A 26,172-nucleotide genomic window follows, 5' to 3' on the forward strand; every position below is an offset into this window, starting at 1 on the left:
CGATCGGTCTAAAAATGGAAGAGATGGAACAGAGGCTCGATATACGACCGTCCCGCTCGAGGGGGCGGCCGCCCAAGCTGGTACCAAGCTATGGGGAGACCCGAGAGGCGCTCGTGCGCGCCGGAGTAGCTCTGCTGTCGGAGAAGGGCTTCTCGGCAACTGGTCTGGAGCAAATCCTCCAGCAGGTTGGAGTGCCAAAGGGTTCTTTCTACCACTATTTCACTAGCAAGAATGAATTCGGTCTCGCCATTATCGACGCCTACGCAGATTATTTTGCGAAGAGGCTGGATAGGGCTTTCGTTCATACGAACCTTAGCCCTCTGAGCCGCATCAAGTTCTTCATGGACGATGCGCGGGCGGGCATGGCCCGGTTCGATTTCCGACGCGGCTGCGTGGTTGGCAACCTGGGGCAGGAAATGGGTAGTCTCCCCAACATCTTCCAGGAACAGCTGCACGGCGTTCTTCTGGACTGGCAGAGACGGACGGCCTTGGTGTTCGCCGAAGCTCAGTCGGTCGGGGAGCTGGACGCGCGGCACAACTGCGAAAGTCTGGCGGCATTCTTCTGGATTGGCTGGGAGGGGGTCGTGCTCAGGGCGAAACTCGAGCGTAGCCCGGATCCGATCGATATTTTCTCCGAAACTTTCATGGCGCTGCTCACGCGCTAACCCGGTTCGGGCAAGGAGGCATTCGTGTTCAAGGCGATCGTGATCGACAAGTATGGCGACAACTACCATGCTTTCGTCAAAGAGGTCGATCGGAGGAATCTTCCCGAAGGAAGTGTCACTGTCGACGTCGCCTATTCGGCGCTCAACTACAAGGATGGTTTGGCAATCACCGGTAGGGGGCCGGTCGTCAGAAAATTCCCGATGATTCCGGGTATCGACCTGGTCGGAACAGTCCAGGATTCGCAGGACTCCCGTTATAAGGTCGGTGACAAGGTTGTGCTGAACGGATGGGGCGTCGGTGAGACAAGCTGGGGTGGACTAGCCCAGGTTGCGCGGCTCAAGGGTGACTGGCTCCTGCCGCTGCCGGAAGCATTCACCGAACGGCAGGCTATGGCCATCGGTACCGCCGGTTACACGGCTATGCTCTGCATTCTGGCACTGGAGCGTCATGGCGTCCGCCCGGACATGGGAGAGATCATCGTCACGGGCGCCGCCGGCGGTGTCGGCAGCACGGCCATCGCGATCCTCTCGAAGCTTGGCTACACCGTCGTAGCTGTCAGCGGCCGGAGGAGCGAGGCCGACTATCTTCATTCGCTCGGCGCTAGGGAAATATTCGATCGCTCGCAATTCTCCGGTCGGGGCAAGCCACTTGGCAAGGAGCGTTGGGCGGGCGCAGTGGATGTTGTGGGCAGCCATACTTTGGCGAATATCTGCGCATCGACGAAATATCGGGGCATAGTCACGGCATGCGGTCTCGCCGGCGGTCTCGATTTTCCCAGCAGCGTGGCACCTTTCATCCTGCGGGGGGTAACCCTTGTCGGGATTGACAGTGTCATGTGCCCACGGGAAGATCGTCTGGCCGCGTGGGGGCGCCTTGCGCGCGATCTCGATCCATCCGCCATCGAAATTATGACACAGGAGATCGGGCTTGGCGAAGCCATCGATGCCGCCAGCCAGATTCTGGACGGCCGGGTTCGCGGCAGGCTGGTGGTGGACGTCAATAAATAGTGCGGCGCGCGGGTGACGGCGAATGAAGCCCATCCTCTATGGGGATTTGTGAGTCAAGTCTGTCGTTTGGGTCTGGGTCTGGCTTGCGTGATAAGAGGGGGCGCGCGGAGCCATGCGCAGCGCAGCGCGCCATGGCGGCTCGTGGCAGGGATTGGTTTCCGAAGATTTCTGCAGCTCACTGCATCACCTCATATCCGGTCGGATTGTTTGATCCGTACCCACCTTCCGCATGCTTGCGGCGAGGAAGCCTGGCGAGGATGAGACCCATCTACGAAACGGCGGCTGAGGCCCTAGGATGGCACGGTCATCATCCATCCCGCACGAGCGCGGCGAAGCCGCGACGCGGGTGAGGTGGTTGTTATGCCTTCATGGTTGCCTGCTCTGGAATGAGGCCGGTGGTGAGGTAGCGCCACAGCGCCACGATCAGCTTGCGCGCCAGTGCGACGATGGCGATGCGCTTGGCACGCTTGCCGGCGTTGGCGGTCCGGGAACGGAACCAGCGGCCGAGCGCGCTGTCGCCCTGATGGCGGAGCCAGAGCCAGGCCAGCTCGATCGCCTTGTCGCGGGCGCGCCGATTGCCGGCCTTGCTGATGCCCTGCTCGCGATCGATGCCGCCGCTCTTCCAGGGACTGGGGGTCAAGCCGCAATAGCTGGCGACCTCGCGGCGGTTGCGGAAGTCCTTGTAGAACAGCTCATTGACCAGCGTCGCCGTGAAGGCCGGGCCGGGCGCCTTGAGCCGCTGCAATTGATCCCGCCGCTCAACCATCGGCGTCGGAAGCGCTGGAGAAGCGCCCGCAACCTGGATCTGCTCCAGCGCCGCGAGCTGCTCACGCACCAGCATCAGCCGGGCGTGCTCGCGCTCGATCTCGGCCAGAAGATGCGGCGGCAGCGGCTCGCCCTGCCAGTCGCGTTGCCGCTCGAGCCAGGCCAGCCAGTCACGCCGCCGCGGATTGCCGACCGCCATCTCCCGAAGACGCAGCAACGCTTTGATCCGATTGGTGTGGGCGGTCTGCTCGGTGACCAGGCGGTCGCGTCCGCGGCTGGCGCGCCGGGCATCCTCGGCTTCCACACTCGGCACCCGGACGATCCGGACCACCCGCGGCTCGCCCCGCAAATAGGCCATCAGCGTGCGCAGCAACAGCTCGCCGTCGATCCGGTCCGTCTTCGCCCGCCGCGCCCGCTGCTCCACCGCAATGCTCGCCGCATCGAACACGAAGTTCGTGATCCCGGCCGCTTCCAATAGCCGGTGCAGCCAAAAGCCGTCATAGCCGGCTTCATAGCAGCTCACCACACGCGGCACCGCTCCGAGCTTCTCTGCCACCCGCCTGCGGGTTCGTTCGATCAACCCCCAGCAGTTCGGCGTGATCGCCCCCTTGCAGCTTGTGGCGTCACATCCGCTCCCGGTCCGGGCTGTGCAGCGTCACAAGCCAGGTCTTCTGACTGAGTTCGATCGCAACGAAAATTGTGCCACAATGGCCGGTGGTGGGCGTGCCTAGGGTCGATGCTTGCATCTGACTGCTCCGATGGTTCGAGTGTGGAAACCCAAACCTACCGGAAAGGCCACGCTCACCGCCCATGGAATCTAACCGGCTTACCTCCCGCATCGCGAGGCCGCAAAGCATATCGCAAGTCGTCCGGACCCGCAGTGACCTTGCCCCACGGGCTTAATCCAGTTTGAAGTTCGCTCTGGCCCACGACAAGGACCAGAGCATGAAGCGCAGCCGCTTTTCGGAAGAGCAGATCATCGGGATTTTGAAGGAGCACGAGGCCGGCGTTTCGGTCGCCGACCTGTGCCGCAAGCACGGCGTCAGCGACGCCAGCATCTACAAATGGAAGGCGAAGTTCGGCGGGATGGAGGTGTCGGAGGCCAAGGGGCTGGAGGATGAGAACACGCGGCTGAAGCGGCTGCTGGCGGATGCCATGCTCGACAATGTCGCGCTGAAGGACCTGCTGGGAAAGAAATGGTGACGCCCGCGGCCAAGCGGAAAGCTGTCGCCCATCTCATGGATGCCCACGGATGAGCGAACGGCGGGCGTGTAAAGCCATCGGCTGTTGCCGCATGACCATGAGATACAAGACGACCAGGTCGGACGATGCCGGCCTGCGCCAACGCATGCGAGCGATCGCTCATGAGCGCCGCCGCTTCGGCTACCGGCGCCTGCATGTCCTGCTCAAGCGGGAGGGCTATGCAATCAACCACACGAAGCTGTTCCGGCTCTACCGGGAAGAGGAGCTCGCGGTGCGCCGCCGTGGCGGCCGCAAGCGCGCCATCGGGACCCGGGCGCCGATGACGGTGCCGATGGCCCGAACGACCGCTGGTCGCTCGACTTCGTCTCGGATCAACTGACCGACGGCCGCCGCTTCCGCGTCCTCACCGTGGTCGATGACTGCACCCGCGAGTGCCTGGCGCTGGTCGCCGATACCTCGCTCTCCGGCACCCGCGTGGCGCGGGAACTGGACCGGCTGATGATCGAGCGCGGCAAGCCGACAATGGTGGTCAGCGACAACGGCAGCGAGCTGACCAGCAACGCCATCCTGACCTGGGCCGATCAGCGCCGCGTCGCATGGCATTACATTGCGCCGGGCAAGCCCATGCAGAACGCCTTCATCGAGAGCTTCATGTATAGACGGCCCCGCGGATGCAAGGGATTTCAGCAGCACTTTGGATACCGGTCGGGTGCGTTCATGTATACGGCCTGTGAGTGCGACCGATGCCATGGCCGCTGGCCCTGATGGAGATCGCGGATCGAGGCCTCATCAACGGGTCGCGCTTGTTGCGCTTAAAGCTCTTCGGGCTTGCTCGATCCCCAGCTCCGCCGGTGTCCATCATGCTGTCATTTGCCCTCACACCATAAGGTGGCCAACGTACGCGGAAAGTCAGGCCGCGAGCTTAGGCCGATAGAATTCCCCGGTCGTCATCATCGCCCAGACGATCCGGGCCAACTTGTTGGCAACGGCGATGGCGACGACCATGGGCCGACGCCGGTCAAGCAAGGCTTCGATCCAGCCGCCTCCAACCCGGGAGCGTGCCTTTGGGTACCGAACGACGTTACGTGCTCCGATGACAAGCAAGTGCCTGAGATAGGAATCGCCCTGTTTCGTAATCCGGCCGAGCCGATCCTTGCCGCCGGTGGAATTCTGTTTAGGCGTCAGGCCAAGCCAGGCCGCGAACTCTCGCCCGGAGCGGAACACGGTCGCGTCCGGCACGGTCGCGGCGAGAGCCGTGGCCGTTATGGGACCAATGCCCGGAATCGAGGACAGCAACTTCGCCATCGGATTTACTCGCTGGATCTGAGCTAGCTCGCGCTCGATGGCCTCGACCTGCCGGTCCAATTCCTTCAGTTGGTTCACAAGAACGGCCAGTGCGATGCGGGCATGGGCCGGTAGCGTCAGCCCCTTGTCATCCAGCAGATCCACCAGACCATCCACCCGTTGCCGGCCTTGCCCGACAATGATTCCGAACTCAGCAAAGTGAGCTCGAATGGCGCAGGCTGTCATGGTTCGTTGGCGGACCAGCAAGCCTCTTGCACGATGAAGCATCAAGAATCCTTGGTTCTCGACGCTCTTGATTGGAACGAACCGCATATTGGGACGGTGACCGCTTCGCAGATCGCGGCCGCGTCAGCGGCGTCATTCTTGGCCCCCTACGTACGTAGGGTTTAACATAGGCCGGCGGAATCAATCTCACATCGTGTCCAAACTGCCGAATCTCCCGCGCCCAGTGATGAGCGGTCGCACAGGCCTCGATGCCGACCAGGCAAGGTGCGAGCGAGGAGAAGAACGAAATGATCTCACCTCGCCGAAAGCGTTGGCGACCGGCCACCTGGCCTTGGCTATTAACTGCATGGATGTGAAATACGTGCTTCGAGATGTCCAATCCAATTGTCGCGACTTCCATTGGTGCATTGCTCCTGTTAGCGGCTCGTCCATCGCCAGTATATCGCCGGCGCCGAGGAGCGGGGCCGTCTTCCCCATCAACGGCCGGCTGCGCGACGAATCGTTGAACGAGACGCTGTTCACGTCGCTGGCCCAGGCCCGCGTCGCACTCGGATGTTGGCGAGCCGATTACAATAACACACGACCGCACTCGCAGCTCGGATGGAAGACCCCCTCCGAGTTCGCCTTCACCTGTCACCCGCGCCGGGAGCTGGCGCTGCGCTATGCCGAAAGCTCCGCGCCAGCTCCCGTCGCTCCCACCGCCCAACCGGGCAAATCCAACAGCCAGGGCGAACTCAGGACTGGATAAAACTTGGGGCAAGGTCAGCAGTGGTGACCTTGCGGAGCTCTATGAATCCGGCGCTCTGCAGGGCCGGACCGCCGTTAGCCGAGGCCAACGTGGTTGGACAGCCGCGCTATATAAAAGCTGAACCGCTCGCGGACCGCCTGGTACATGCGAGGCAGATCGCTCGTGACAGCGGAACGGGACAACCCCTGTTGCGGTCGTCAGGATGGGTGCGGGAGGGATAAAGGCCGACATCGGTACGCGTGTATCAAGGCCTCAACCACGGCCAGCTCAAGGCCAAGTCGGTTCCGTACCAGCTCGCCTGGATTCGGGATCGTTTTGCCGGCAAGCCTGCGCCCACCTGCCCACCAGCAGTTGCGGCGCGAAATGAGATAGCAACGCTATCTCAGCCATCGATTGGTAGCGCTTATACGTTTCTAGCCTACCAAGGGAGGCCCCCCGGCTCTGCCAGGGAGGCAGCAGAAGTTTGACATTTCAGGCAGTCGTCCATCGACGAAACTCGCGACTCGTGAGCCGCCACGCGCACGAAAAGGAGTTTCGCGACCTGGCTGAGGCTTCTGCTGAGCCTAACACTGAACGTTTTGAAGCGGCTGCTTGCCGCCCCAGCTGCGCTCGAATGCGCTTCTTAGGGACGGCGCCTTATCACGCCGTCATTTGCGAAAGTAGCGTCTTGGCGGACAAAAGACGGATCGATCCCGTGTTTACGTCAGAGCCGTACGCTTCATTGCATCGGAATCTTCAGCTTTGCATGAGCAACGCCGCCATTCTACAAGTCCACTCTATTCGAGGCTGTGTGGCAGCTTCAGCGACAATTTATTCGGGAAGGATAAAGAGTCGTCTGTTGACGTCGCAATTGGCACTTCGATGAGTGGATTTCTGCAGCGCAGCAGGGCAGTTTCTGCTGTCATTGTGCGAAGACGCGTTCCTTTTTGCAGGAAAGCAGATCGAGAATGAGCTAGCCTCGTTGCAAATTTTGGCCATTGTGCGGCTCGCTGTGCTCGGACCGTCCAATGCTGGAGTGAGCGGGCATCGGTTAGGAAAAGAAGGTGACGCATGAAGAAAGATCTGGTTTTCGATAGGCAGGAATATTCAGTGCGTTTGACCGCCGTAAAAAACGAGATGGCGAAACGCGGAATTGATGTTTTGCTGGTGTCGGAGCCGCCCAGTCAAAACTATCTGACGGGATACGACGCCTACTCCTTCTATACCCCGCAAATAGCGATTGTGGCGCTCGATCAGCCCGAGCCCATTTTCATCACGCGTTTCCAGGATCGTGTGTCAGCGGTGAGGACTACCTATCTCGCGGACGAAAACATTCGCGGATTTCCGGATAAGTACGTAAACTCACCGGAGTTCTCAGCTTATGATTATATGGCAGATGTTGTAAAAGAGATTGGGGGAGAAAGGTCGAGGATTGGTGTCGAAATGGGGGGGTATTACTATTCCGCCCGTGCGCACGCTGATCTCGTGAAGGCGCTGCCGCACGCAAAGTTTGTCGATGCCGATCTGCTTGTAAACTGGATAAGGTTGGTGAAGAGCCCTGCGGAAGTGGCGCTCATGCGCCAAGCGGGGCAGATCGCTGATGCCCAGATCAAGCGCGGGGTTGATATGATCGAACCCGGAGTGCGCGAATGTGAGGTAGCGGCTGCCATTTGTCATCAGCAGATACTGGGTACTCCTAAGTTTTCCGGTGGTTATGATAGCGCGGCTCTGATGTTTGGTGTTGGCGAGCGCGCACTCGAACCGCATCCCGCATGGACCGACGATCCGCTCCCATCGATGACCACCGTCTACATGGAGGTGCATGGAGTGCGGCACCGCTACCAAGTCAACTTGGCGCGTACTGTTTCCATCGGAAAACCTTCGGGCGCGCAACAAAAGCTCGCCGATTTCGCGGTCGAGGCCCTCAACGCGTCCTTGGAAAGCGTTCGCCCAGGTCGCACTTGCTCGGAGGTCCACGGTGTATTCCAGGATACGCTCGCCCGTCATGGTTATGAGAAGGAGGGGCGACTCGGTTATCCGCAAGGAATTGGCTACCCGCCCGCTTCAGCCGAGCGTACTGCGAGCCTGCGCAAAGCAGATCATACAGTGCTTCGGCCAGGGATGTGCTTCCACATGATGCCCGGTCTTTGGCTGGATAATATCAGCGTTGCTATAAGCCAACCATTCGTCGTGACCAATAGCGGTCACGAGCCGCTGACCTCCACGCCTCGCAAGCTGTTCATCAAATGAGGGGGTAGCGACATACGTTTTTGCGATGGAAGCACCGTCGGCGACAGAAGGGGGGGCGATAAACAGCTGTGGGGTTTATCAACTTATCTCCGAGCCGGATTTCCGCTGGGTTCGCCGAAGAGATGAAAATATGCGAGAGGGAAATTACCAATGTCCGCCAGTGATGTTGCCGCCGGCGCTCGCTCCTGGTTGTTCGCGCCGGGGGACAGCGACCACAAGATGGGGAAGGCGCTCGGCTCAGCTGCCGACATCGTAATCGTCGATCTGGAAGACGCGGTTGCCGAGACCGAAAAACCCGTAGCCCGGGAAAGGGTCGCGGAGTTCCTGATGGCGAATGCCAATCAGCGTAGTCGCCTCTGGGTGCGCATCAATCCCGTCCAGAGCAAACACGCACTCCACGATCTCGCCAAGATAGTTCCTGCAGCCCCAGGCGGCTTGATGTTGCCAAAGCCACGTGGTCGAGCCGACGTCGAGCTGCTGGACCATTATCTCAGTGCCCTGGAAGCAACGGCAGCAATCGCGATCGGCTCGACGCAACTAATCATCGTTGCGACCGAAACGCCACAGGCGATGTTTACGACCGGCAGCTACGAGGGCGTCCCGCGCCTCGTCGCGATGACCTGGGGAGCGGAGGATATCGCGACCGCGATCGGGGCGATCAGCAACAGGCTCGATGACGGCAGCTACGACTTCACTTACAAGCTCGCCCGGAGCCTGTGCCTCACCGGCGCGGCGGTAGCAGGCGTGCCGGCGATTGAGACCGTCCACGCGGACTTCCGCGACGAGGTCGGCCTCAGGGCGCTCGCTGCCGAGGTGCGCCGCGCCGGCTTCCGGGGCATGCTGGCGATCCACCCCGCGCAGGTCGATCCGATCAATGAAGCCTTCACGCCGAGCGAGGCGGAGGTTGCCAACGCGAGCGAGATCGTCGGTCTCTTCGCTGCAAATCCTGGGCTCGGCGCGATCGGCTACAAGGGGGAGATGCTCGACTTGCCGCACCTCACGCGCGCCCGTGCCGTGCTGGCGCGGATGAAGACATGACCGAATGGATCGCCTCTGAAGCCCTTGCGCTCGATCGCTATGTGCGGTCCGGCGATCGCATCGTGTGGGGTCAGGCCTGCGGCGAGCCGACGACGCTGGTAGAAACCCTCATCGCCCAAGCGGCCGGGCTCGGCGGTGTCTCCGCCTTCGCCGGATCGAGCTTCTCCGGGTTGCTGACGCCGGAGATGGGCGAGCATGTCTCGCTGTCCAGCATGGGTGCGATCGGGGCGCTGCGCAGCGTCGCGAAGGCGGGGAGGCTTGGCATCATTCCCTGCCATGTCGGCCAGATCAGCAACATGATCGAGGCTGGGCTGATCGGCTGCGACGTGGCTTTTGTCCAGGTCAGCCCGAGCGACACGGATGGGAACCACAGCTACGGCCTGATTAACGATTATGTGCAGGCCGCTGTTGCCAAGGCGCGGGTGGTGATCGCCGAGGTCAACGAGCAGGTGCCCTTCACCCATTGCGACGCGCTGCTGCCCGCCTCGCGGATCGATCTCGCGATCAAGGTGTCCCACCCGCCGGTCGAGGTGAAGCCTGCTGCGATCGGCGACATCGATCGCGCCATCGCCAAGCACGCCGCCGAGTATATAGGCGACGGGTCGGTACTGCAGATCGGAATCGGCGCGGTGCCCGATGCGGTATTGCAACTCGTGAGCGACCGCCGCGATCTGGGCATACATTCCGGCATGATAGGCGACGGGCTCCTCGACCTGGTCGAGGCCGGGGTGATCACCAACGCTCGCAAGATGTTCGACGCCGGCATTTCGATCACCGGCGCGCTGATAGGGTCGCGTCGCCTCTATGATTTCGCGCACCGTAACCCAGCCGTGGGGATGCGCGCCTCCGGCTACACCCATGCCGACGCGGTGCTGACCGCCATCCCGCGGTTCGTCACCATCAACTCGGCGCTCGAGGTCGATCTCACCGGGCAAGTGAACGCCGAGCAGGTCGGATCAAGCTATGTCGGCGGCACCGGCGGGCAGGTCGATTATGTGCGTGGCGGCAGCCGCTCGCCAGGCGGCCGCTCGATCATCGCGCTCCCTGCGACCGCCGGCAACAAGGGCAGCCGGATTGTGCCGACGCTCGGCGGTCCCGTGACGACCGGCCGCAGCGAGGTCGACATCATCATCACCGAGTTCGGCGCCGCCGAACTCAAGGGACAGACGCTCGTCGAGCGTGCCCGCCGCTTGATGGCGATCGCACATCCCGACTATCGCGAGGGCCTCGCCCAGGCCGCGCACGCCATCGCCAAGAGGGGATATTGATGACCAACGCTGTCCTGTTCGAGGCTCGTGACGACGCCATCGCCATCATCACCATCAATCGGCCGGACGCGCGGAACGCGCTCGGCAACGCGGTGCGGGAGGGACTGTTCGCCGCTTGGGACCGCTTCAACCGAGACGACGCGCTGCGCGTCGCGATCCTCACCGGAGCGGGCGAAAAGGCTTTCTGCGCGGGCGGTGACCTCAAGGAGATGAGCGTGACCAAGCTCACTGTGCCGCCGCGCGACATGTTCCCCGTACCGGGTGACAATATCGACGTGCCGAAGCCGACGATCGCGGCGGTGAACGGCGTCGCTTTCGCCGGCGGCTGGTTACTCGCGCAGGCGTGCGACCTATGCGTCGCCAGCACCAACGCGCGCTTCGCCATCACGGAGGTGAAGGTAGGACGGGGCTCACCCTGGGCCGCGCCGCTGATTAACATGATCCCACAGCGGATCATGATGGAGGTCATCCTGACTGGAGCGCCACTGAGCGCGGCCCGTGCCTACGAGGTCGGCCTCGTCAACCGGCTGGCGGAGCCGGAGGCATTGATGCAGACTGCGCTCGAACTGGCGGCCCAGATTGTCGCGGGCGCGCCGCTCTCCGTCGTGGCGGGCAAGGAGACGGTGATGCTGGCGACCGAGATGGGCCGTTCCGCCGCACTGCGCGCTGCGCGCCATGCCTGGGAGCGCGCCTATCGCAGCGCCGACGCGCAGGAAGGCCCCACGGCTTTCGCGGAGAAGCGCAAGCCAGTGTGGCGTGGGGAGTGAAGCGTCAGTGCCTCCCGCCATGTATAGGCGAGCAGCGGCACCCACAAGTCCGGGGACGCCGAGCGCGATGGACACCGCGCCGATTCCGCAGCCGATCGCGACCAGCCAGGTCAAGCGATCATCACCAGCGGCATCGCACCGCGTTGACGATGTCGTTCGCGGCGTCGCCCAACGTCTAGAGCAGGGCGTAGAGTGACGAGGTAGACATCCCGGCGATCGCGGTGACCGAAAGCTCTTTTCCTATCTCGACCATACAGCTCAAAACGAAGTCGGATACCATCGAGCGTCGAAGATTAATCGCGTTTTCTCATGAAAGGCGCAGCAATTTCCCGGAGCTCCTGACCAAAATGCACAAGACGGGCGCAAAAATTGGATTAACATCCACCCAATCTCGGCGCGAAACTTCCACGCCTTCCCCGTAGTGCGGTTGCGGGCGGCTGCGTGGCGAGGAGCTTTGTGCTGTAGCTTGCGCCAAACAAGCTATTTCAGAAATGGTGGGGAGCTAGAAATCTTATGCGCAGCGTTGAGGCATTCCGGTATCTGCAGAGCGAAGTGACTGAGTGGCGTCGCTATCTTCATCGTAACCCAGAGCTCGGTTATGAATTACATAATACGGCGAGATTTGTGGCGGAGAAACTGGCTTCCTTCGGCATCAATCACATCGAAACCAACATCGCTGAGACCGGAATAGTTGCTTTGATACAGGGCGAAGGCGGGTATGGCCCGACAATCGGGTTGAGAGCCGACATGGACGCCCTGCCGATACTCGAAACTTCGAACAAACCCTGGTCGTCTGAGTCGTCCGGCAATATGCATGGGTGCGGCCATGACGGTCACACAGCCATGCTACTGGGCGCCGCCAAGTATCTCGCCAGCACACGCAAGTTCAAAGGTACCGTGGCTTTGATTTTTCAACCGGCCGAGGAGGTGTTGCCGTCGGGTGCTCTCAGGATGATCCAAGAAGGCGTGTTGGAGCGTTTCGGCATCTCGCAAGTTTTTGGAATGCACAATACTCCTGGCATAGAGATTGGCAAGTTTGGTATCCGCCACGGTCCAATTCTGGGATCGTTGGATGAGTTCGACCTTATTGTGACCGGCAGAGGCGGCCATGCAGCGAAGCCGAATGAGGCGATCGATCCGATTGTTATTGCTGCGCAAGTTATCGTTGGTCTGCAGACTTTGATTTCGCGGAGAACAAATCCTATGGAGGCACTCGTAATCTCCATTACCAAACTGAATGCAGGCACGGCTTATAACATCATTCCCGAGTCCGCGGAATTGGCGGGTACCGTCAGAACCTACTCTTCCAATCTTCGAGATTTCGCCGAGCGACAGATATTGGAATTAGCCCGGGGTGTCGCCCGCGGGTTCGGAGGGGACGCCGAATTAAAGTATCGCCGAGATTGCCCGGTGACCTTTAACGATACCGCGAGTACCGACCAAGCGATCAATGCAGCACGTGGTCTTGTTGGGCATGCCGCTGTTAACGACAAGATGGCGCCGCGGATGGGGTCAGAGGATTTCGCTTATATGCTAGACGCGCGCCCCGGCGCAATGATGTATATTGGCAATGGATCGACCGCTCCTCTGCATAACCCTTCGTATGACTTTGACGACGAAGCATTGTGTTTCGGTATCGGGTACTGGGTGAATCTGGTCGAGACGACGCTGGCTGCCTGACAACGTTCGCTGAAGCGTTTCGAGCGATCGTATACACGATCGCTCGCGCCACTCGCGATTCTGGTGATTGTGTCCTCGTTCACCAGGCGGCGGTACGATAAAGGTTCCCTCTCACGTCTTTTTCGCTGTGCTGCCTTCAGAAGAGTCGAGAAGAGGCTGTCATGACGGCGTTCTGGACCAGCACGTACATTGCGGTGCACAGCGGCGCGTCGAGCGGATCGAGTTTGGCGGATCGAGTCGGCGATGACACGACCGAATCCCAGTAAGGACGATCTATGCGCAGGTGGAATGCTTCGGATTAATTTCTTCTGGCGCAGCGCTTACAAGTTGTGTTCGCCATGGTCAGGCCCGCTCCAGCGCCTTCGTCTCGTGCGCGGCCGTACGTATTGTGCAGTACATCGATGTGTTGGAACGAGGGCTCGATATCCCGGTAGTGACCAGCTCTCTCCGTTGGCGCGGGATGCGCTTCGGCTGGCTACGTCTTTCAATCAATAGATTTGGAAGGCTGTTAGCCACTGAACGGTGAGGCAGAAGCCGAGTTTCTTAAGAAGTCCGGTAAAGAAGCCATAGCCATTGAACGAGAGTAGACTTCTGCGCCGTTGCGGCTTTGAGATTGTAAGCGTGTGGTCCACGCCAAGCCGCCATTCGGCGGGGCCCGAACAGGTGCTGGGTTATCTCGGCCGCTTTACGCATCGCGTCGCCTTCGCCAACAGTCGGCTGATTTCGCTGCCCGATGCTAAGGTAAGCTTTTCCAAGGACTATCGGCAAAATCGCAAAGCCAAGTTCGCTTGATGCTGGTGAGTTCATTCTCGCTTTCTCCCGCACACATTGCCGGACGGCTTTCACCGCATCCGCCGCCATAGCTCCCTCGGCAATCGTGACCGCAACGATAGAATCGGCTTCCGCCGTCAACTCCTTGGTTGCTGGACCATGAAGCGACTTGGCGTAACAACCGGCTCCTGGCACTTCGTCTTCGCAAGGCAAAGCTGCGTCATCATGCCGTGCCCGAGGATATCGAGTACCGCGCTCCCAGTGGGCTCGACCGCCGCTTGTTCGACATGCTGCTCAAGGGAGACTGGATCAAGAACCACGAGAATTGTGCCATTGTCGGGCCGACCGGCGTGGGGAAAAGGCTGGCTTGGCTGTGCAGTTGGTCACAAGGCCTGCCGGGACAACCAGGACCTTGCCGGGCGACGGCCGATTCGCTTCGTGGATGAAGAGCATCACCGCTGTCGAGCTCCTGATTTTGGACGATTGGGGCCTCCAGGCCATCGACGCCAATGCGCGGCATCATCTGCTCGAAATCCTTGAGGACCGCTACGGCCGTCGATCAACACTCGTCACCGGCCAGCTTCCAATTGCCAAAATGGCATGAGCTCATAAATGACCCAACCTACGCTGATGCCATACTTGATCGGTTGCTTCACAATGCTCACAGGCTCGAACTGAACGGTGACTCCCTGCGTCGCCCGCCGGTTCTTCTCGGCCTTGATTACATCGTCGGCCCGATGAAGATCGCGGCTGCAGCCCGCGAAGCTGACCGGCCGCTACGGCACTGTTGAGGGGGGCGCGTCCAGTCAGCTTCGCTCCATCGCGCATTCCAGGGATGATGATCAGCGGTTCCAGGCGATGGTGATCACGGATTCCAGATGATGGTGATCACTTGCGGAGGCGAACCCGACTGACGGGATTATGTGTGCTGGAAATGATCCTCCTGGTCAAGACGGGCGGGAGGGTTTGAAGATCGTTCCAGCGGTCCATGGGAAGGTCCCGTGCGCGGCGCGGAGTGCCCCACGAGCGACGCAGCGGCGCGCGCGGGAGGGCCTGTGGGCCGGTGGGACGATCGGGCGCACGGTGGTCACGCTTTTGTCCTACCGTCGGCCCGACGCCGCAGGCTGTCGCCCTTGAGCTCGATGCGGTGAGCGTTGTGAATGATGCGATCCAAGATGGCATCGCCAAGCGTGGGATCGGCAATCACGTCATGCCATTGCGACGCGGGGAGCTGACTTGTGATCAATAATGATCCCTGTCGTAGCGATCATCGACGGTCTCGAGCAGGTCACGGCGCTGGTCGGCGGTGAGCGGTTCGGGTCCCCAATCGTCAAGGACCAGAAGATTGACGCGCTCCAGCGCGGCGATCAGGCGAGCGAGGCGGCCTTCGCCGCGCGCCTGCGCGAGATCGGCGAACAGGCGGGACACGCGCTTGTAGAGGACGGAGAAGCCATCGCGGCAGGCTTTGTTGCCGAGCGCGCAGGCCAGCCAGGACTTGCCGGTGCCGGTCGGGCCGACCATCACCAGATGGTTGTGATCGCGGATCCATTGGCTGGAGGCGAGGGTCTGGAAGAGCGAACGATCGAGACCCCGCGGTGCGATAGTCGACGTTCTCGATGGTGGCGGCCTGGCGGAGCTTGGCATTGGTCAAGCGGCGCGTGAGGCGACGGTTGTCGCGGGCGGTGACCTCGCGATCGACGAGGAGGCCGAGCGAAGCGCGGCGCGGCATCTCGGGCGGCCTCGGGATTGTTCTGCAGTTCGATGACGGTATCGGCCATGGCAGTGAGGCCGAGTGCGCGCAGGCGTTCGACGGTCGGATGGATGAGCACGATGATCTCCTGATCAGTGGTAGTAACCGCGGCCGCGGATGTTGGCGTGGAAGAGGATGGGTGCGTCCTGAGTCGGAGGCGCGGTTTTGTCGGTGCCGTTCTTGAGGATGGCAGCGACCGATTTGTAGGAACGGGCATTGAGCAAAAGGGTACGGGCGCAGGCGGCGTCGACGCGCTCCTGGCCATAGCGTTTGACCAGCCCGAGAATGCCGATGGCCGAGCGGAAGCCCTGCTCCGGATGTGGCCGCGAGCGTAGGATGACGTCGATCAGGGTCTCGGCGTCGGGCCCCACCTTGGCGGCTTCGGAGCGGATGCGCTCGTGGGTCCAGTCGCGGTAGCGGCGATGCGAGCTTGGCATATGCTCGGGGATCGTCGTCGGACGATGCGGCAGGGTGCTGCGCAGATGCGAGGCGACACGCTTGCCGCGCAGGAAAATTTCGACGGTTTTGAGGGTGATCCGTGCCTCGACCTCCTGATGTACGAGGTGGTGAGGCACGCTGTAATAATGTTTGGCAATCTCGATACGATAGTCGAGATTGACCCGGCAGCGCTTCCACTCGGCATACTCGTAGGGCTCGTCCGGCAAGCGGGGCAGTGCCGGGCGATCGAGCTCCTCGAACAGGTCGCGCCGGCTTCGTCCCCAGCTCCGGAGAGGTCGATCGTACAGCTCGACAAGGAGTGCGTAAATTGCCTCGTTGAGGGCAGCGAGCGAGAAGAAGCGGCGGTTGCGCAGGCGCGCCAGAATCCATCGCCCAACGATCTGGACGCCGACTTCGACCTTGGCCTTGTCGCGCGGACGATACGGCCGCGCCGGCACAATGGCGGTGCGGTAATGGCGGGCGAGATCGGCATAGGTCCGGTTCACCATCGGCTCGTGAAAGCAGGCCCGGGTGATGCCGGCCTTCAGATTGTCGCTCACCGTCTGCCGGGCGGTGCCACCGAAATAGGCAAAGGCCCGAACGTGCGAGGCGATCCAGTCCGGCAAGCTCTGGCTGAGGCTGGCCTCGGCGTAGGTGTAGTTCGAGGCGCCGAGCACGGCGACGAAGATCTGCGCGCTGCGCACCTCGCCGGTGAGTCCGTCAACCACCTCCATGGTGTGGCCAGAATAGTCGACGAACGGCTTCTCGCCGACGACATGAACCTGGCGCAGGGTCGGCTTGAGGCGGTTGGCCCATTCCTTGTAGCGTTCGCAGAACCACGAATAGCTGAAACTGTCGGAGTGGGAGCCGCAATACTCCTCCCGCAACAACATCAGCGTGACGTTCCTCCGCCGCAGCTCGCGATGCACGAGCGCCCAATCCGGCTGCGGACGCTCGTCGCTGGGCAAATCGGACGGTGGCGGAAACAGGCAGTTCTCGAGCCGGACATCGTCATCGAGCTCCGGCGGCAACGGCCAGGTCAGGCCGGCCGGCGCGTTCGGTTGAGGTACTTGTTGACCGTGCCCTGGGCCAGGCCGAGGCTGCGGGCAATCGCGCGTTGCGACATGCCGACGCTGTGGTGCAGGCGCAAAACTTCGCGAATGTGGCGCATGGACAGTCTCTCTGTGTCGGCATCTCGATCCTCTGCGGTTGGGCAAAAGACCAAGCTACCTGGATTGCAGACTGTCAGTGGTGTGTGCCTCTGCCGTCCCCGATCACGATCCGCTGGAAAAAGCGATCACAATCCCCTGGAGTTGGCGATCACGATCCTCTGGAAACGGTGATCACGATGCTCTGGAATGAGTGATCACGATGGCCTGGAATTGGTGATCACGACCGTCTGGAACGCGCACTCCATTGAGCGACACCGGACGTGATCTCTTCGGCGGCCGCTTGACCACGGGCTACCGTTAGTGCCAATTGCCTTTAACGATCGGGGGCTTCACATGCGCGCGGTCAGATTGGAATGCTGCGCGGCATCAGATTGGAACAGCTGCGCGCGATCATCGGAATCCGGAGCTGCCCCGCGACCTCACAGACCCTCAAGATTCGCTTGAATCACTGCTCGTTATACGGTGGTTGCAGGGAAGGAAGAGATGCAGCCGAAGAATCCGGAAGAGACGGGTAATACCAATCCTCAAATTGATCGACCGATATAGGCCCAATCGCGGAGCGCGATTGACATGGTCTTCCACGGCTGATCGATGAGAGTGTTCCAGGCGTAACAGCAGTGATCGACGATGTTCTCATAGGATTTGAAGACGCGGTTTGACAGCCAATTTTGGCGCATGGACTGCCAGATATTCTCCTGGCTGTGCAGCTCGGGCGAATGCGGCGGCAACGGCATCAGCGAGATGTTGTGCGGGATCTTCAGCTCCTTCGCTCCGTGCCAGCCGGCCTGATCGAGAATGACGATGGCGTGGGCGCTATGGCTGACCTTGCTTGCGATCTCGTTGAGATGAAGCTGCATGGCCTCGCTGTTGCAGAGGGGCAGAACCAGTGCCGCGCCGGTTCCGAGCTCCGGGCACACGGCGCCGAACAGGTAGGTCGATTGCGTGCGCTGGTCGGGAGCCGCCCGCGGCCGCGATCCCTTCCTAGCCCAGCGATAGGTGAGCTTGTTCTTCTGCCCCACCCGCATCTCATCCTGAAACCACACCTCTACCGGCGTGTCCGGCGCAAGGCTGCTGCGGATTTCCTCCACGCGAGCGTGGAAGTTTTTTTAATGCCTCGATCGCCGCGGGATCCTGCTTGTACGCTCTCGGCCGGGCGCTGACGTGTGAGAAGCCGAGGTCCTTGAGGGCTCGATAGACCGTATCGTCTGACACCGAGATGCCGAACTCCTCATGCAGCCGCATGATCAGGTTCACGATCCGCGCCAGAAACGCCCGGTGCTCCGTGTTGAGCTTCGCCGGCGCGCCTGGCGCGGGAACATTGATCAGACCATCGGGCCCTTGCTTGTTGAATCGGATCACCCAGTCACGAAGCGTCTGCCGGTCCATCCCGCCAACCTTGGCGGCCTCCGCCCGCGATGCGCCATCGAGCACCGCAGCGATCGCCAGAAGGCCGACCTGATCGCTGTCCTTCGACCGCCGCGCGAGCCGGCGAAGCTCAACCGCTGAAAAATCCGTTCGAACCGCAATCGGCTGGCCCATGTGCCGCGCGGCAATCAGGATGGAAGTGCGCATTGCCTCGCCCTAAATGTTACCGGATGCTGAGCCGTTGCCTCACGTAAATTGCTCCCTTGGACTGGGAACGAGCGGGGGCAAAGATGGGGTAGCTGAGCATGGCGACGCGGAAGGAACTGACGGCGGCGGTAGCCGCGCGCTATCGGACGTCGGATCGCGCGAAGAAGGCGCGGATATTGGACGAGTTCGTCGACATCACCGGATTCCATCGCAAGCACGCGATGCGACTGCTTCGAGGTCAGGAAGACGTACGCCCAGGTCGGCGGGCGCGACGTCGAGTCTATTCCGAGGCGGAACACAACGCGCTCGCGCTTCTTTGGGAGGCGTCAGACCGGATCTGCGGGAAGCGGCTGAAGGCGTTGATGCCTGCCTGATCGAGGCGATGGAACGGCACGGCCACCTCGACCTCGCTCCCGAGATCCGCGACAAACTTCTAGCCATGAGCGCTGCGACGATCGACCGCGCATTGGCGCGGGGTGCGATACGGGTTAGGTCGCAAGCGCCGGCGGCCTGCGACGCACGCCTTGCGTCGCAGGATTTCAATACGGACGTCGGCAGATTGGAACGATCCGGCGCCGGGTTTTGTCGAAGCGGACCTCGTAGCGCACAGCGGTCCATCGGCGCGCGGCAGCTTCATCCAGATCCTCGTGCTCACCGACGTCGCGACCGGTTGGACAGAGTGCGCTCCATTGATTGTGCGCGAACAGACGCTGCTGAGCACTGTGCTGACGGAATTGCGCAAACAATTGCCCTTCGCGCTGCTCGGCCTCGATACGGACAACGACACCGTGTTTATGAACGAGACGCTGAAGGCCTACTGCGATGCGGGCAACATCGTCCTCACGCGTTGCCGGCCCTACCGCAAGAACACGACCAGGCGTTCGTCGAGCAGAAGAACGGCGCGGTCGTGCGCAGGATGGTCGGCTATCGCCGGTTCGAGGGCCTGGAGGCGGCTACACTGCTTGCTCAACTCTACCGATCGGCGCGGCTGTTCGCGAACTTCTTCCAGCCTTCGTTCAAGTTGATAGCCAAACAGCGCGACGGTGCGCGTGTGCGCAAGACGTACAGCGCGCCGGCGACGCCACACCAGCGCTTGGCTGCCGACGCTCGCACGCCCGAAGCGGTTCGCGCCCATCTCCAGGAAATCTATGCCGCTCTCGACCCGGTCGCGTTGCTGCACGATATCCGCGCCGCACAGGAGCGCCTCGCGGCGCTCGCGGATGTCCAGCCAATCGTCGATCCTGCCATGGCATCGCAACCGATCGATCTCTTCTTGGCAAGCCTGCGAACCGCCTGGAAGGACGGAGGTGTGCGACCGACGGATCGGCCAATCGTGAAAGCGAAGAGAGGTCGGCGTCGTCCCGACCCGCTCATCCGGGTCACGCCAGATTTGCGAAAATGGTTTGAGGCCAAGCCTTGGCGGACCGGTAGTGAACTGCTCTCCCGATTACAGGTAGAATATCCCGGGGCCTATTCGAACTTCGAACGCTTCAGCGCCGCTTGAAATCCTGGCGCAGCGAGCAAGCAAATGCATTGCTGTTCGTCCCCTCGGAGAAGACGCCGTCGACGTATGAGATCACAATACCCCAGTGACGAGCCAGGAACGAGCGGAGGAGGCCGGGAACAAAATAAATGAGGCAACGGACCGTACTCGGAGCATGGATACGTGAGGCAATACGCACTTCCATCCTGATTGCCGCGCTATAGGCCCATGGCAACTCCCTCCAGTTGCCACGTTGAATCATCGATCCCCTGATTTGGGAATGCCCGTCGTGAGTCAGCAGCTCAGCGGATTGGTTTAACTAGGGATGTAGATCAGGCGGTCTGACGTGCGGGTGATGACGGCCGTCGCCTTGCCATCTTGCCATGGCCGACGTTCGGCGACGGCGAAGGAAGACGTCACCCGCACAATCACCGCCACTCAAGTGTTGCTCTCTTGGAGCTGTCTTGGCGCAGGAAATGATTCAGCACGACGCGAGGCGGAAGTCCTGCTTAGGGTGCATGATCGAAGGCGCGTGAGGGCGAAGCCGCAATGATTGCCGGCATAAAGAAAGCGTTTCGGCGCGGGATGGTAAGCTGGCGAGCTGTCCCGAATTTCAAGTAAAGTGACACTTTCGGTGAGCGAAGAAAGTGTGATCCAGTCGCTCAGGTGAGAAGGGACCTCAAGGCGTCCAGCACTCGTTGTACGTCGTGTTGGTCATTGTAGGCGTGAACTGAAATGCGTAACCGCCCATCGCCGCCCCAAGTCAATATCCTCAATTGCCGCAGTTTCGATTCCAATTCTTCGGAACGGTCGATTGCGAAGCAAATATTGCCGGCTCTTTTCCCTATTTCCTTTGGCGTAAGCAAGTCGACTCCCAAGCGGAGAAGTCCGCCGCGCAACTCGGCGCCAAGATCGAGGACGTGGGCCTCGATCCTGGATATGCCGATCGACGCGATTGTCTTCAGAGCGTTCTCCAGATAATAGATGCTGATGTAGCTGGGATTCCCGGCTTCAAACTTTTCTATTGACGCCTTCAAGTCGAACCAGTCACGGCGCCGCCAGTCCTCGTTCGGGATCACGGAATTCCAGCCTATGGCCTTGGGCTCCAAGTCGGGCCAGCGCTTCGAGTTCACGAAGAGCACACCCACGCCGTGCGTACCTAGGAGCCACTTGTAGCAGCAGGAGACAACAACATCGCAGAGCGATCCGTCGACAGGGACAACGCCAAGGGCGTGCGATGCGTCTACGACTAGGCGTGCACAGCTACGGTCGGCGATTTCCCGCAACAAGGCAAGATCGCTTCGTGCTCCAGTAAGGTAGCTGACGTGACTAACGACGATCGCTCGTGTGCGCGAATCCACTGCGGCGGCAATCTCGTCTGTCGTCGGGCATGGCGTCGAGCCGACCCGGCGAACTTCGACCCCGATCCCCTGCCAGACATGCAGCAGTGATGGAAACTCGCTGGCCCCAACGACAACGTTGTCCCCAGCCCGCCAAACTATTCCGGTCGCGACCGCGTGAAGGCCCGCGGTCGCGTTCCAGAGAAGCGCGATCTCGTCGGCTGTCCCATTCAACAGATGCGCCAGACTGTTGCGGGCCCTATCAGCCGTCGCGTACATTCGGTCGCGCCCCGGCATGCCGATTCCCTTGTCCATGAGGAACCGGGTCACCGCCGCAACGTTGGTTGCGAGCACGGGAGATTCTCCTCCGGTGGCAAGATGCGTCACGTCTTCGATTCCGATGAAGTCGCGCTTTGGAATGAGAGTGGACATCGGGAAACCTAATCAGAACGATAAGAACACAAGGATGAGGCGTACATACCGTCACATATCCCGGGCGTTCGGTAACTGCAAAATTGCCTCGCGATCGCGGGTTTTCCGCAGAGACGAACCCCAACTGCCGGATGGGAACCCCGCGGGCATTTTCCTGGTGCCGTCGCTGAGGTTTCGTATCGATTTCCCGAAGTCTTCACGCGACGGAGCGCGTGGCGAAGGGCTGGTGATTAGCGATGCGCGATGCGGAAGAACCGCAATGCAGCGCGTTCATGCGCAGAAATTCGGTGCAATGCACTAAGATATGCCGGATTTGTCACGGCGGTTGGTGCGAAATTAGATCGCAAATAGGGAGGGGCCGGCGCAAGGGGCTCCGGTGCAGAGAAACCTTCAACACCACCATACTCACTGAAACCCTGAAGGAAGCACAGGATGAAAAGACAGCTGACTTTCGAACGCGCCGAATATGCCGTGCGCCTGGCAGCCGTCAAGGAGGAGATGGCCAGTCGCGGGATCGACATCCTGCTGCTGTCAGAGCCGCCGAACCACAATTACCTGACCGGCTACGACGGCTACTCGTTCTACACGCCGCAGATGGTGATCGTGTCGCTCAAGCGCGAAGAGCCGATCTGGATCGCGAGAGCCGTCGAGCGGCCGCAAGCGGTAATGAGCACGTATCTGTCGGACGACAGCATCCGGACCTACCCGGACGACTACGTAAACTCGCTTGTCGGATTGTCGGCTTACGACGTCATGGCGGACGTCGTCAAGGAACTCGGCGGCGAGAAGGCCACGATTGGCGTGGAACTCGGGGGCTACTACTACTCGGCGCAAGCGCATGCCGACTTCCTAAAGGCGCTCCCTCAGGCCAAGTTCGTGAATGCCGACCTGCTGGTCAACTGGATTCGTCTGGTGAAGAGTCCGGCCGAAGTGGCGGTGATGCGCCAGTCCGGCCGTATAGCGGACGCGATGATCAATCGCGGCTTCGAGACGGCCGCACCAGGTGTTCGCGAGTGCGAAGTCGCCGCCGCGCTCTGCCACCAGCAAATCCTCGGCACGCCGGAGTACAGCGGGGCCTACGACTGCGCTGTCGTGATGTTCGGCGCTGGCGAACGTGCGCTCGCGCCGCATCCGACATGGACCGATGATGTGTTGCCGGACTCGACCATGATCTACCTCGAGGTTCACGGGGTTCGGCACCGCTACCAGGTGAATCTCGCCCGGACGATCGTGCTCGGCAAGCCCACGCCCGAATACTTGAAATTCGCGGACATCGCGGTTGAAGCGCTGAACGTGGGCCTGGACGCCGTGCGCCCGGGTCGCACCTGCTCGGAGGTGCATGCTGCGTATGCCCAATCGCTTGGGCGCCACGGGTACGAGAAGATTTCGAGGCTCGGCTATCCGCAGGGGGTCGGCTACCCGCCCGCCTCGGCGGAGCGGACCGCAAGCCTCCGCAAGGGCGACAACACGGTCCTCAAGCCCGGCATGTGCTTCCACATGATGGCCGCGCTCTGGCTCGAGGACAAGAGCTGCTGCATCACGCAGCCCTTCGTTGTCACCGAGACGGGGCATGAGCCCTTGACCTCCACGCCGCGGGAGCTACTTGTCAAGTAAGCCGTCCGCTCGCCGTTGCAAAGTCAGATGTCCCGGAGGTGAAACGATACAAGAAACCGGGGTCGAGAAGCCCTTCGGGAATTATCGCGCGCATCGGCCTCATCCTGCGTTCGCCTCGGTGACGCCGAAGGGCGGGGCCGTCTTCTCTCTACGAGTACGGCTAGGGCGACTTCCGATTGGCAATCCCCTTCACGGAAGTTGTCGCCACGCTGCCCCTCCCGGCCGTTTGGGCGTCGTTGCCTTCAGTTGTACCGCCTGCACAGTATCGATGGGCATGGAGAACATGATGCCCAGTTTGCGCGGGCGAGGCCTGGCAGCAAGTACACGTCTCCGGCCAGCACTAGTCACGGCGTTGCGACACTTGGGCGCAAGGAAGATTACGTTGCTTTCGCCCCACGAGTTCGATTGTCAGAGAATCTCCTAGTGATTTATTTGCCAGGAGCTTATGTGAGCGAACATGCCTCTGACACCAAGAATTTCGAAGTTGTCACCGTCACACCCGAGCGGCTTGGTCAGTCCGGGACGGAGCTATCGCGACCTGGTCGCGTGAGGCGAAGGAGCGGATCGCCAAGGAAACGTACCAGGCGAATGTGTCGTTGCTTCACGCATGCTCGATCCATCGTAGTTGTTTGCAGGACGGCTGGGATCCGTCATCCTCTGGTTTGCGCGAGCAGGGCAGGCACGCGCGAGTGCTACGCGCCTTCGAAGACCATTCCGTTCATAAGAACACAGACTCCGCAACCGCATGATCTGAACCAATTGCTCGCCCCGTGAGATTTCGCTCTCCGGCGAAGAGTCAAATGCAAAAGAGGAAGAGCTGTCGTTCAAGACTTCGGTGATCGTCGCAAGCCGGAGTTCGGGGCGCGACGGGCGAGTGGTCAAACAATGGATAACTTTGGGGGACTGGTTAGAGAGCCTTCAGGACCAAAAGGCCAACTCACCCATTCAGGTTGGCCTAGGCTCGCAACCAATGAAGCCCCGGGTGTGGCGCGGTTCTTGAATAACGCCCCGATGGCTGGTTGATAACTTCGGCACGAGCAAACGGGAAGGCTTGCACATCTCGTCGCATCCGCTTGTGCGGGATAGGGAGACTCCCTTCGTCCGCGGCGTCGATCTTGAGTGTAACCGGTATGAGCTCCCACGTCCGCGGCGATCAGCAGGCGCGTGCGTAGCGCATTGGCATCCACCGTGATGTTCGTCAGGCGGTCGATCACGGGAGAGCATGCGGCATCGTGCTCGCCGGTGAAGGCGACCGCTGCGCGGCGGCGATGCCGGCCTTGACCGGCGGCGCGCGCTGCCGCATCGGCTCACCGTGATCGACCGCTCATGCTGCAGGCTTTGCTGCATCTGATCCGTCACGGATCATGGCGTTGAGCGTCACCAGCATTTTGCGAATCACGGCGGTCAGCGCGACCTTACCCAGGCGGTGATTGTCGTTGATCAGTTGCTGATAGAATGCTTTCATGACGGGATTGAAGTGGATTGGCAACGCGGGCCCCGTTGAAGAGCATCTTGCGGACGCCTGGACGATCATGACCAATCGGCGTGACCTTGCCCCACGGGCTTAATCCAGTTTGAAGTTCGCTCTGGCCCACGACAAGGACCAGAGCATGAAGCGCAGCCGCTTTTCGGAAGAGCAGATCATCGGGATTTTGAAGGAGCACGAGGCCGGCGTTTCGGTCGCCGACCTGTGCCGCAAGCACGGCGTCAGCGACGCCAGCATCTACAAATGGAAGGCGAAGTTCGGCGGGATGGAGGTGTCGGAGGCCAAGGGGCTGGAGGATGAGAACACGCGGCTGAAGCGGCTGCTGGCGGATGCCATGCTCGACAATGTCGCGCTGAAGGACCTGCTGGGAAAGAAATGGTGACGCCCGCGGCCAAGCGGAAAGCTGTCGCCCATCATCATGGATGCCCACGGATGAGCGAACGGCGGGCGTGTAAAGCCATCGGCTGTTGCCGCATGACCATGAGATACAAGACGACCAGGTCGGACGATGCCGGCCTGCGCCAACGCATGCGAGCGATCGCTCATGAGCGCCGCCGCTTCGGCTACCGGCGCCTGCATGTCCTGCTCAAGCGGGAGGGCTATGCAATCAACCACACGAAGCTGTTCCGGCTCTACCGGGAAGAGGAGCTCGCGGTGCGCCGCCGTGGCGGCCGCAAGCGCGCCATCGGGACCCGGGCGCCGATGACGGTGCCGATGGCCCGAACGACCGCTGGTCGCTCGACTTCGTCTCGGATCAACTGACCGACGGCCGCCGCTTCCGCGTCCTCACCGTGGTCGATGACTGCACCCGCGAGTGCCTGGCGCTGGTCGCCGATACCTCGCTCTCCGGCACCCGCGTGGCGCGGGAACTGGACCGGCTGATGATCGAGCGCGGCAAGCCGACAATGGTGGTCAGCGACAACGGCAGCGAGCTGACCAGCAACGCCATCCTGACCTGGGCCGATCAGCGCCGCGTCGCATGGCATTACATTGCGCCGGGCAAGCCCATGCAGAACGCCTTCATCGAGAGCTTCATGTATAGACGGCCCCGCGGATGCAAGGGATTTCAGCAGCACTTTGGATACCGGTCGGGTGCGTTCATGTATACGGCCTGTGAGTGCGACCGATGCCATGGCCGCTGGCCCTGATGGAGATCGCGGATCGAGGCCTCATCAACGGGTCGCGCTTGTTGCGCTTAAAGCTCTTCGGGCTT

The 26,172-nt window shown here is 61.2% G+C and carries 13 protein-coding genes and 8 pseudogenes; 14 read left to right on the top strand and 7 right to left on the bottom strand.

All coding sequences use genetic code 11. From position 1 onward, the window contains the following. Positions 1-113: 113 nt before the first annotated feature. Complete coding sequence (locus P6U30_RS10985) at positions 114-665, top strand: TetR/AcrR family transcriptional regulator (protein ID WP_407169164.1); 552 nt, start codon at positions 114-116, stop codon at positions 663-665. A gap of 24 nt (positions 666-689) precedes the next feature. Next, positions 690-1,673 (top strand): MDR family oxidoreductase, encoded by a 984-nt coding sequence (locus P6U30_RS10990; protein WP_407169165.1) that lies wholly within the window; start codon positions 690-692, stop codon positions 1,671-1,673. A 358-nt stretch (positions 1,674-2,031) separates the two neighbouring features. Here the strand turns inward: P6U30_RS10990 and P6U30_RS10995 are convergent, their stop codons facing one another. Further along, the gene (locus P6U30_RS10995; protein ID WP_407169166.1) at positions 2,032-2,994 is read right to left on the bottom strand and encodes an IS110 family transposase; all 963 of its coding nucleotides are present in this window, start codon (positions 2,992-2,994) and stop codon (positions 2,032-2,034) included. 389 nt (positions 2,995-3,383) lie between these two features. Here P6U30_RS10995 and P6U30_RS11000 point away from each other — a divergent pair. Then, positions 3,384-4,292 (top strand): annotated as a pseudogene (locus P6U30_RS11000) (IS3 family transposase); the annotation flags it as partial. Positions 4,293-4,550: 258 nt separating this feature from the next. Here P6U30_RS11000 and P6U30_RS11005 read toward each other — a convergent pair. Then, positions 4,551-5,571 (bottom strand): annotated as a pseudogene (locus tag P6U30_RS11005) (IS110 family transposase). A gap of 78 nt (positions 5,572-5,649) precedes the next feature. On the opposite strand from P6U30_RS11005, the pseudogene P6U30_RS11010 reads away from it, so the two are divergent. The 8 genes and pseudogenes from P6U30_RS11010 to P6U30_RS11045 form a co-directional block, all read left to right on the top strand. After that, positions 5,650-5,919, top strand: a pseudogene (locus P6U30_RS11010) (transposase); the annotation flags it as partial. Between the two features lie 1,050 nt (positions 5,920-6,969). Beyond that, entirely contained in the window at positions 6,970-8,148 is a 1,179-nt protein-coding gene (locus P6U30_RS11015) for a M24 family metallopeptidase (RefSeq protein ID WP_407169167.1), read from the top strand. Positions 8,149-8,298: 150 nt separating this feature from the next. Then, positions 8,299-9,186, top strand: coding sequence for an HpcH/HpaI aldolase/citrate lyase family protein (locus P6U30_RS11020; RefSeq protein ID WP_407169168.1), 888 nt, complete (start codon positions 8,299-8,301; stop codon positions 9,184-9,186). Continuing rightward, the gene (locus P6U30_RS11025; protein ID WP_407169169.1) at positions 9,183-10,454 is read left to right on the top strand and encodes an acetyl-CoA hydrolase/transferase family protein; all 1,272 of its coding nucleotides are present in this window, start codon (positions 9,183-9,185) and stop codon (positions 10,452-10,454) included. The genes P6U30_RS11020 and P6U30_RS11025 overlap by 4 nt, the downstream gene beginning before the upstream one ends. Then, positions 10,454-11,221, top strand: a complete 768-nt coding sequence (locus P6U30_RS11030; protein WP_407169170.1) for an enoyl-CoA hydratase/isomerase family protein — start codon at positions 10,454-10,456, stop codon at positions 11,219-11,221. The genes P6U30_RS11025 and P6U30_RS11030 overlap by 1 nt, the downstream gene beginning before the upstream one ends. A gap of 513 nt (positions 11,222-11,734) precedes the next feature. Further along, entirely contained in the window at positions 11,735-12,901 is a 1,167-nt protein-coding gene (locus tag P6U30_RS11035; RefSeq protein ID WP_407169172.1) for a M20 aminoacylase family protein, read from the top strand. A gap of 573 nt (positions 12,902-13,474) precedes the next feature. Then, positions 13,475-13,693 (top strand): transposase, encoded by a 219-nt coding sequence (locus P6U30_RS11040; protein ID WP_407169173.1) that lies wholly within the window; start codon positions 13,475-13,477, stop codon positions 13,691-13,693. Between the two features lie 36 nt (positions 13,694-13,729). Further along, positions 13,730-14,463, top strand: a pseudogene (locus P6U30_RS11045) (ATP-binding protein). Positions 14,464-14,759: 296 nt separating this feature from the next. Here the strand turns inward: P6U30_RS11045 and istB are convergent. From istB to P6U30_RS11060, 3 genes and pseudogenes are all read right to left on the bottom strand, one after another. Beyond that, positions 14,760-15,501: pseudogene (gene istB, locus P6U30_RS11050) on the bottom strand (IS21-like element helper ATPase IstB). A 13-nt stretch (positions 15,502-15,514) separates the two neighbouring features. Next, positions 15,515-17,031, bottom strand: a pseudogene (istA, locus tag P6U30_RS11055) (IS21 family transposase). Between the two features lie 525 nt (positions 17,032-17,556). Further along, a protein-coding gene (locus tag P6U30_RS11060; RefSeq protein ID WP_407170424.1) for an IS630 family transposase occupies positions 17,557-18,571 on the bottom strand; the annotation gives its coding sequence in 2 pieces (ribosomal slippage) (positions 17,557-18,133 and positions 18,132-18,571; 1,017 coding nt in all). A gap of 131 nt (positions 18,572-18,702) precedes the next feature. On the opposite strand from P6U30_RS11060, the pseudogene P6U30_RS11065 reads away from it, so the two are divergent. Beyond that, positions 18,703-20,197 (top strand): annotated as a pseudogene (locus P6U30_RS11065) (ISNCY family transposase). Positions 20,198-20,749: 552 nt separating this feature from the next. Here the strand turns inward: P6U30_RS11065 and P6U30_RS11070 are convergent. Continuing rightward, positions 20,750-21,859 carry an aminotransferase class V-fold PLP-dependent enzyme gene (locus P6U30_RS11070; protein WP_407169174.1) on the bottom strand — a complete coding sequence of 370 codons (1,110 nt, stop codon included), beginning with the start codon at positions 21,857-21,859 and terminating at the stop codon, positions 20,750-20,752. Between the two features lie 471 nt (positions 21,860-22,330). Here P6U30_RS11070 and P6U30_RS11075 point away from each other — a divergent pair, with 471 nt between their 5' ends. Further along, positions 22,331-23,473, top strand: coding sequence for a M24 family metallopeptidase (locus P6U30_RS11075; RefSeq protein WP_407169175.1), 1,143 nt, complete (start codon positions 22,331-22,333; stop codon positions 23,471-23,473). 1,324 nt (positions 23,474-24,797) lie between these two features. Here the strand turns inward: P6U30_RS11075 and P6U30_RS11080 are convergent. After that, the gene (locus tag P6U30_RS11080; RefSeq protein WP_407169176.1) at positions 24,798-24,938 is read right to left on the bottom strand and encodes a hypothetical protein; all 141 of its coding nucleotides are present in this window, start codon (positions 24,936-24,938) and stop codon (positions 24,798-24,800) included. Positions 24,939-25,083: 145 nt separating this feature from the next. On the opposite strand from P6U30_RS11080, the pseudogene P6U30_RS11085 reads away from it, so the two are divergent. Continuing rightward, positions 25,084-25,993: pseudogene (locus P6U30_RS11085) on the top strand (IS3 family transposase); the annotation flags it as partial. Between the last annotated feature and the right edge of the window lie 179 nt (positions 25,994-26,172).

Origin of the sequence: Bradyrhizobium sp. ORS 111 (genome assembly GCF_045571485.1) — a bacterium.
Taxonomy (GTDB): domain Bacteria; phylum Pseudomonadota; class Alphaproteobacteria; order Rhizobiales; family Xanthobacteraceae; genus Bradyrhizobium.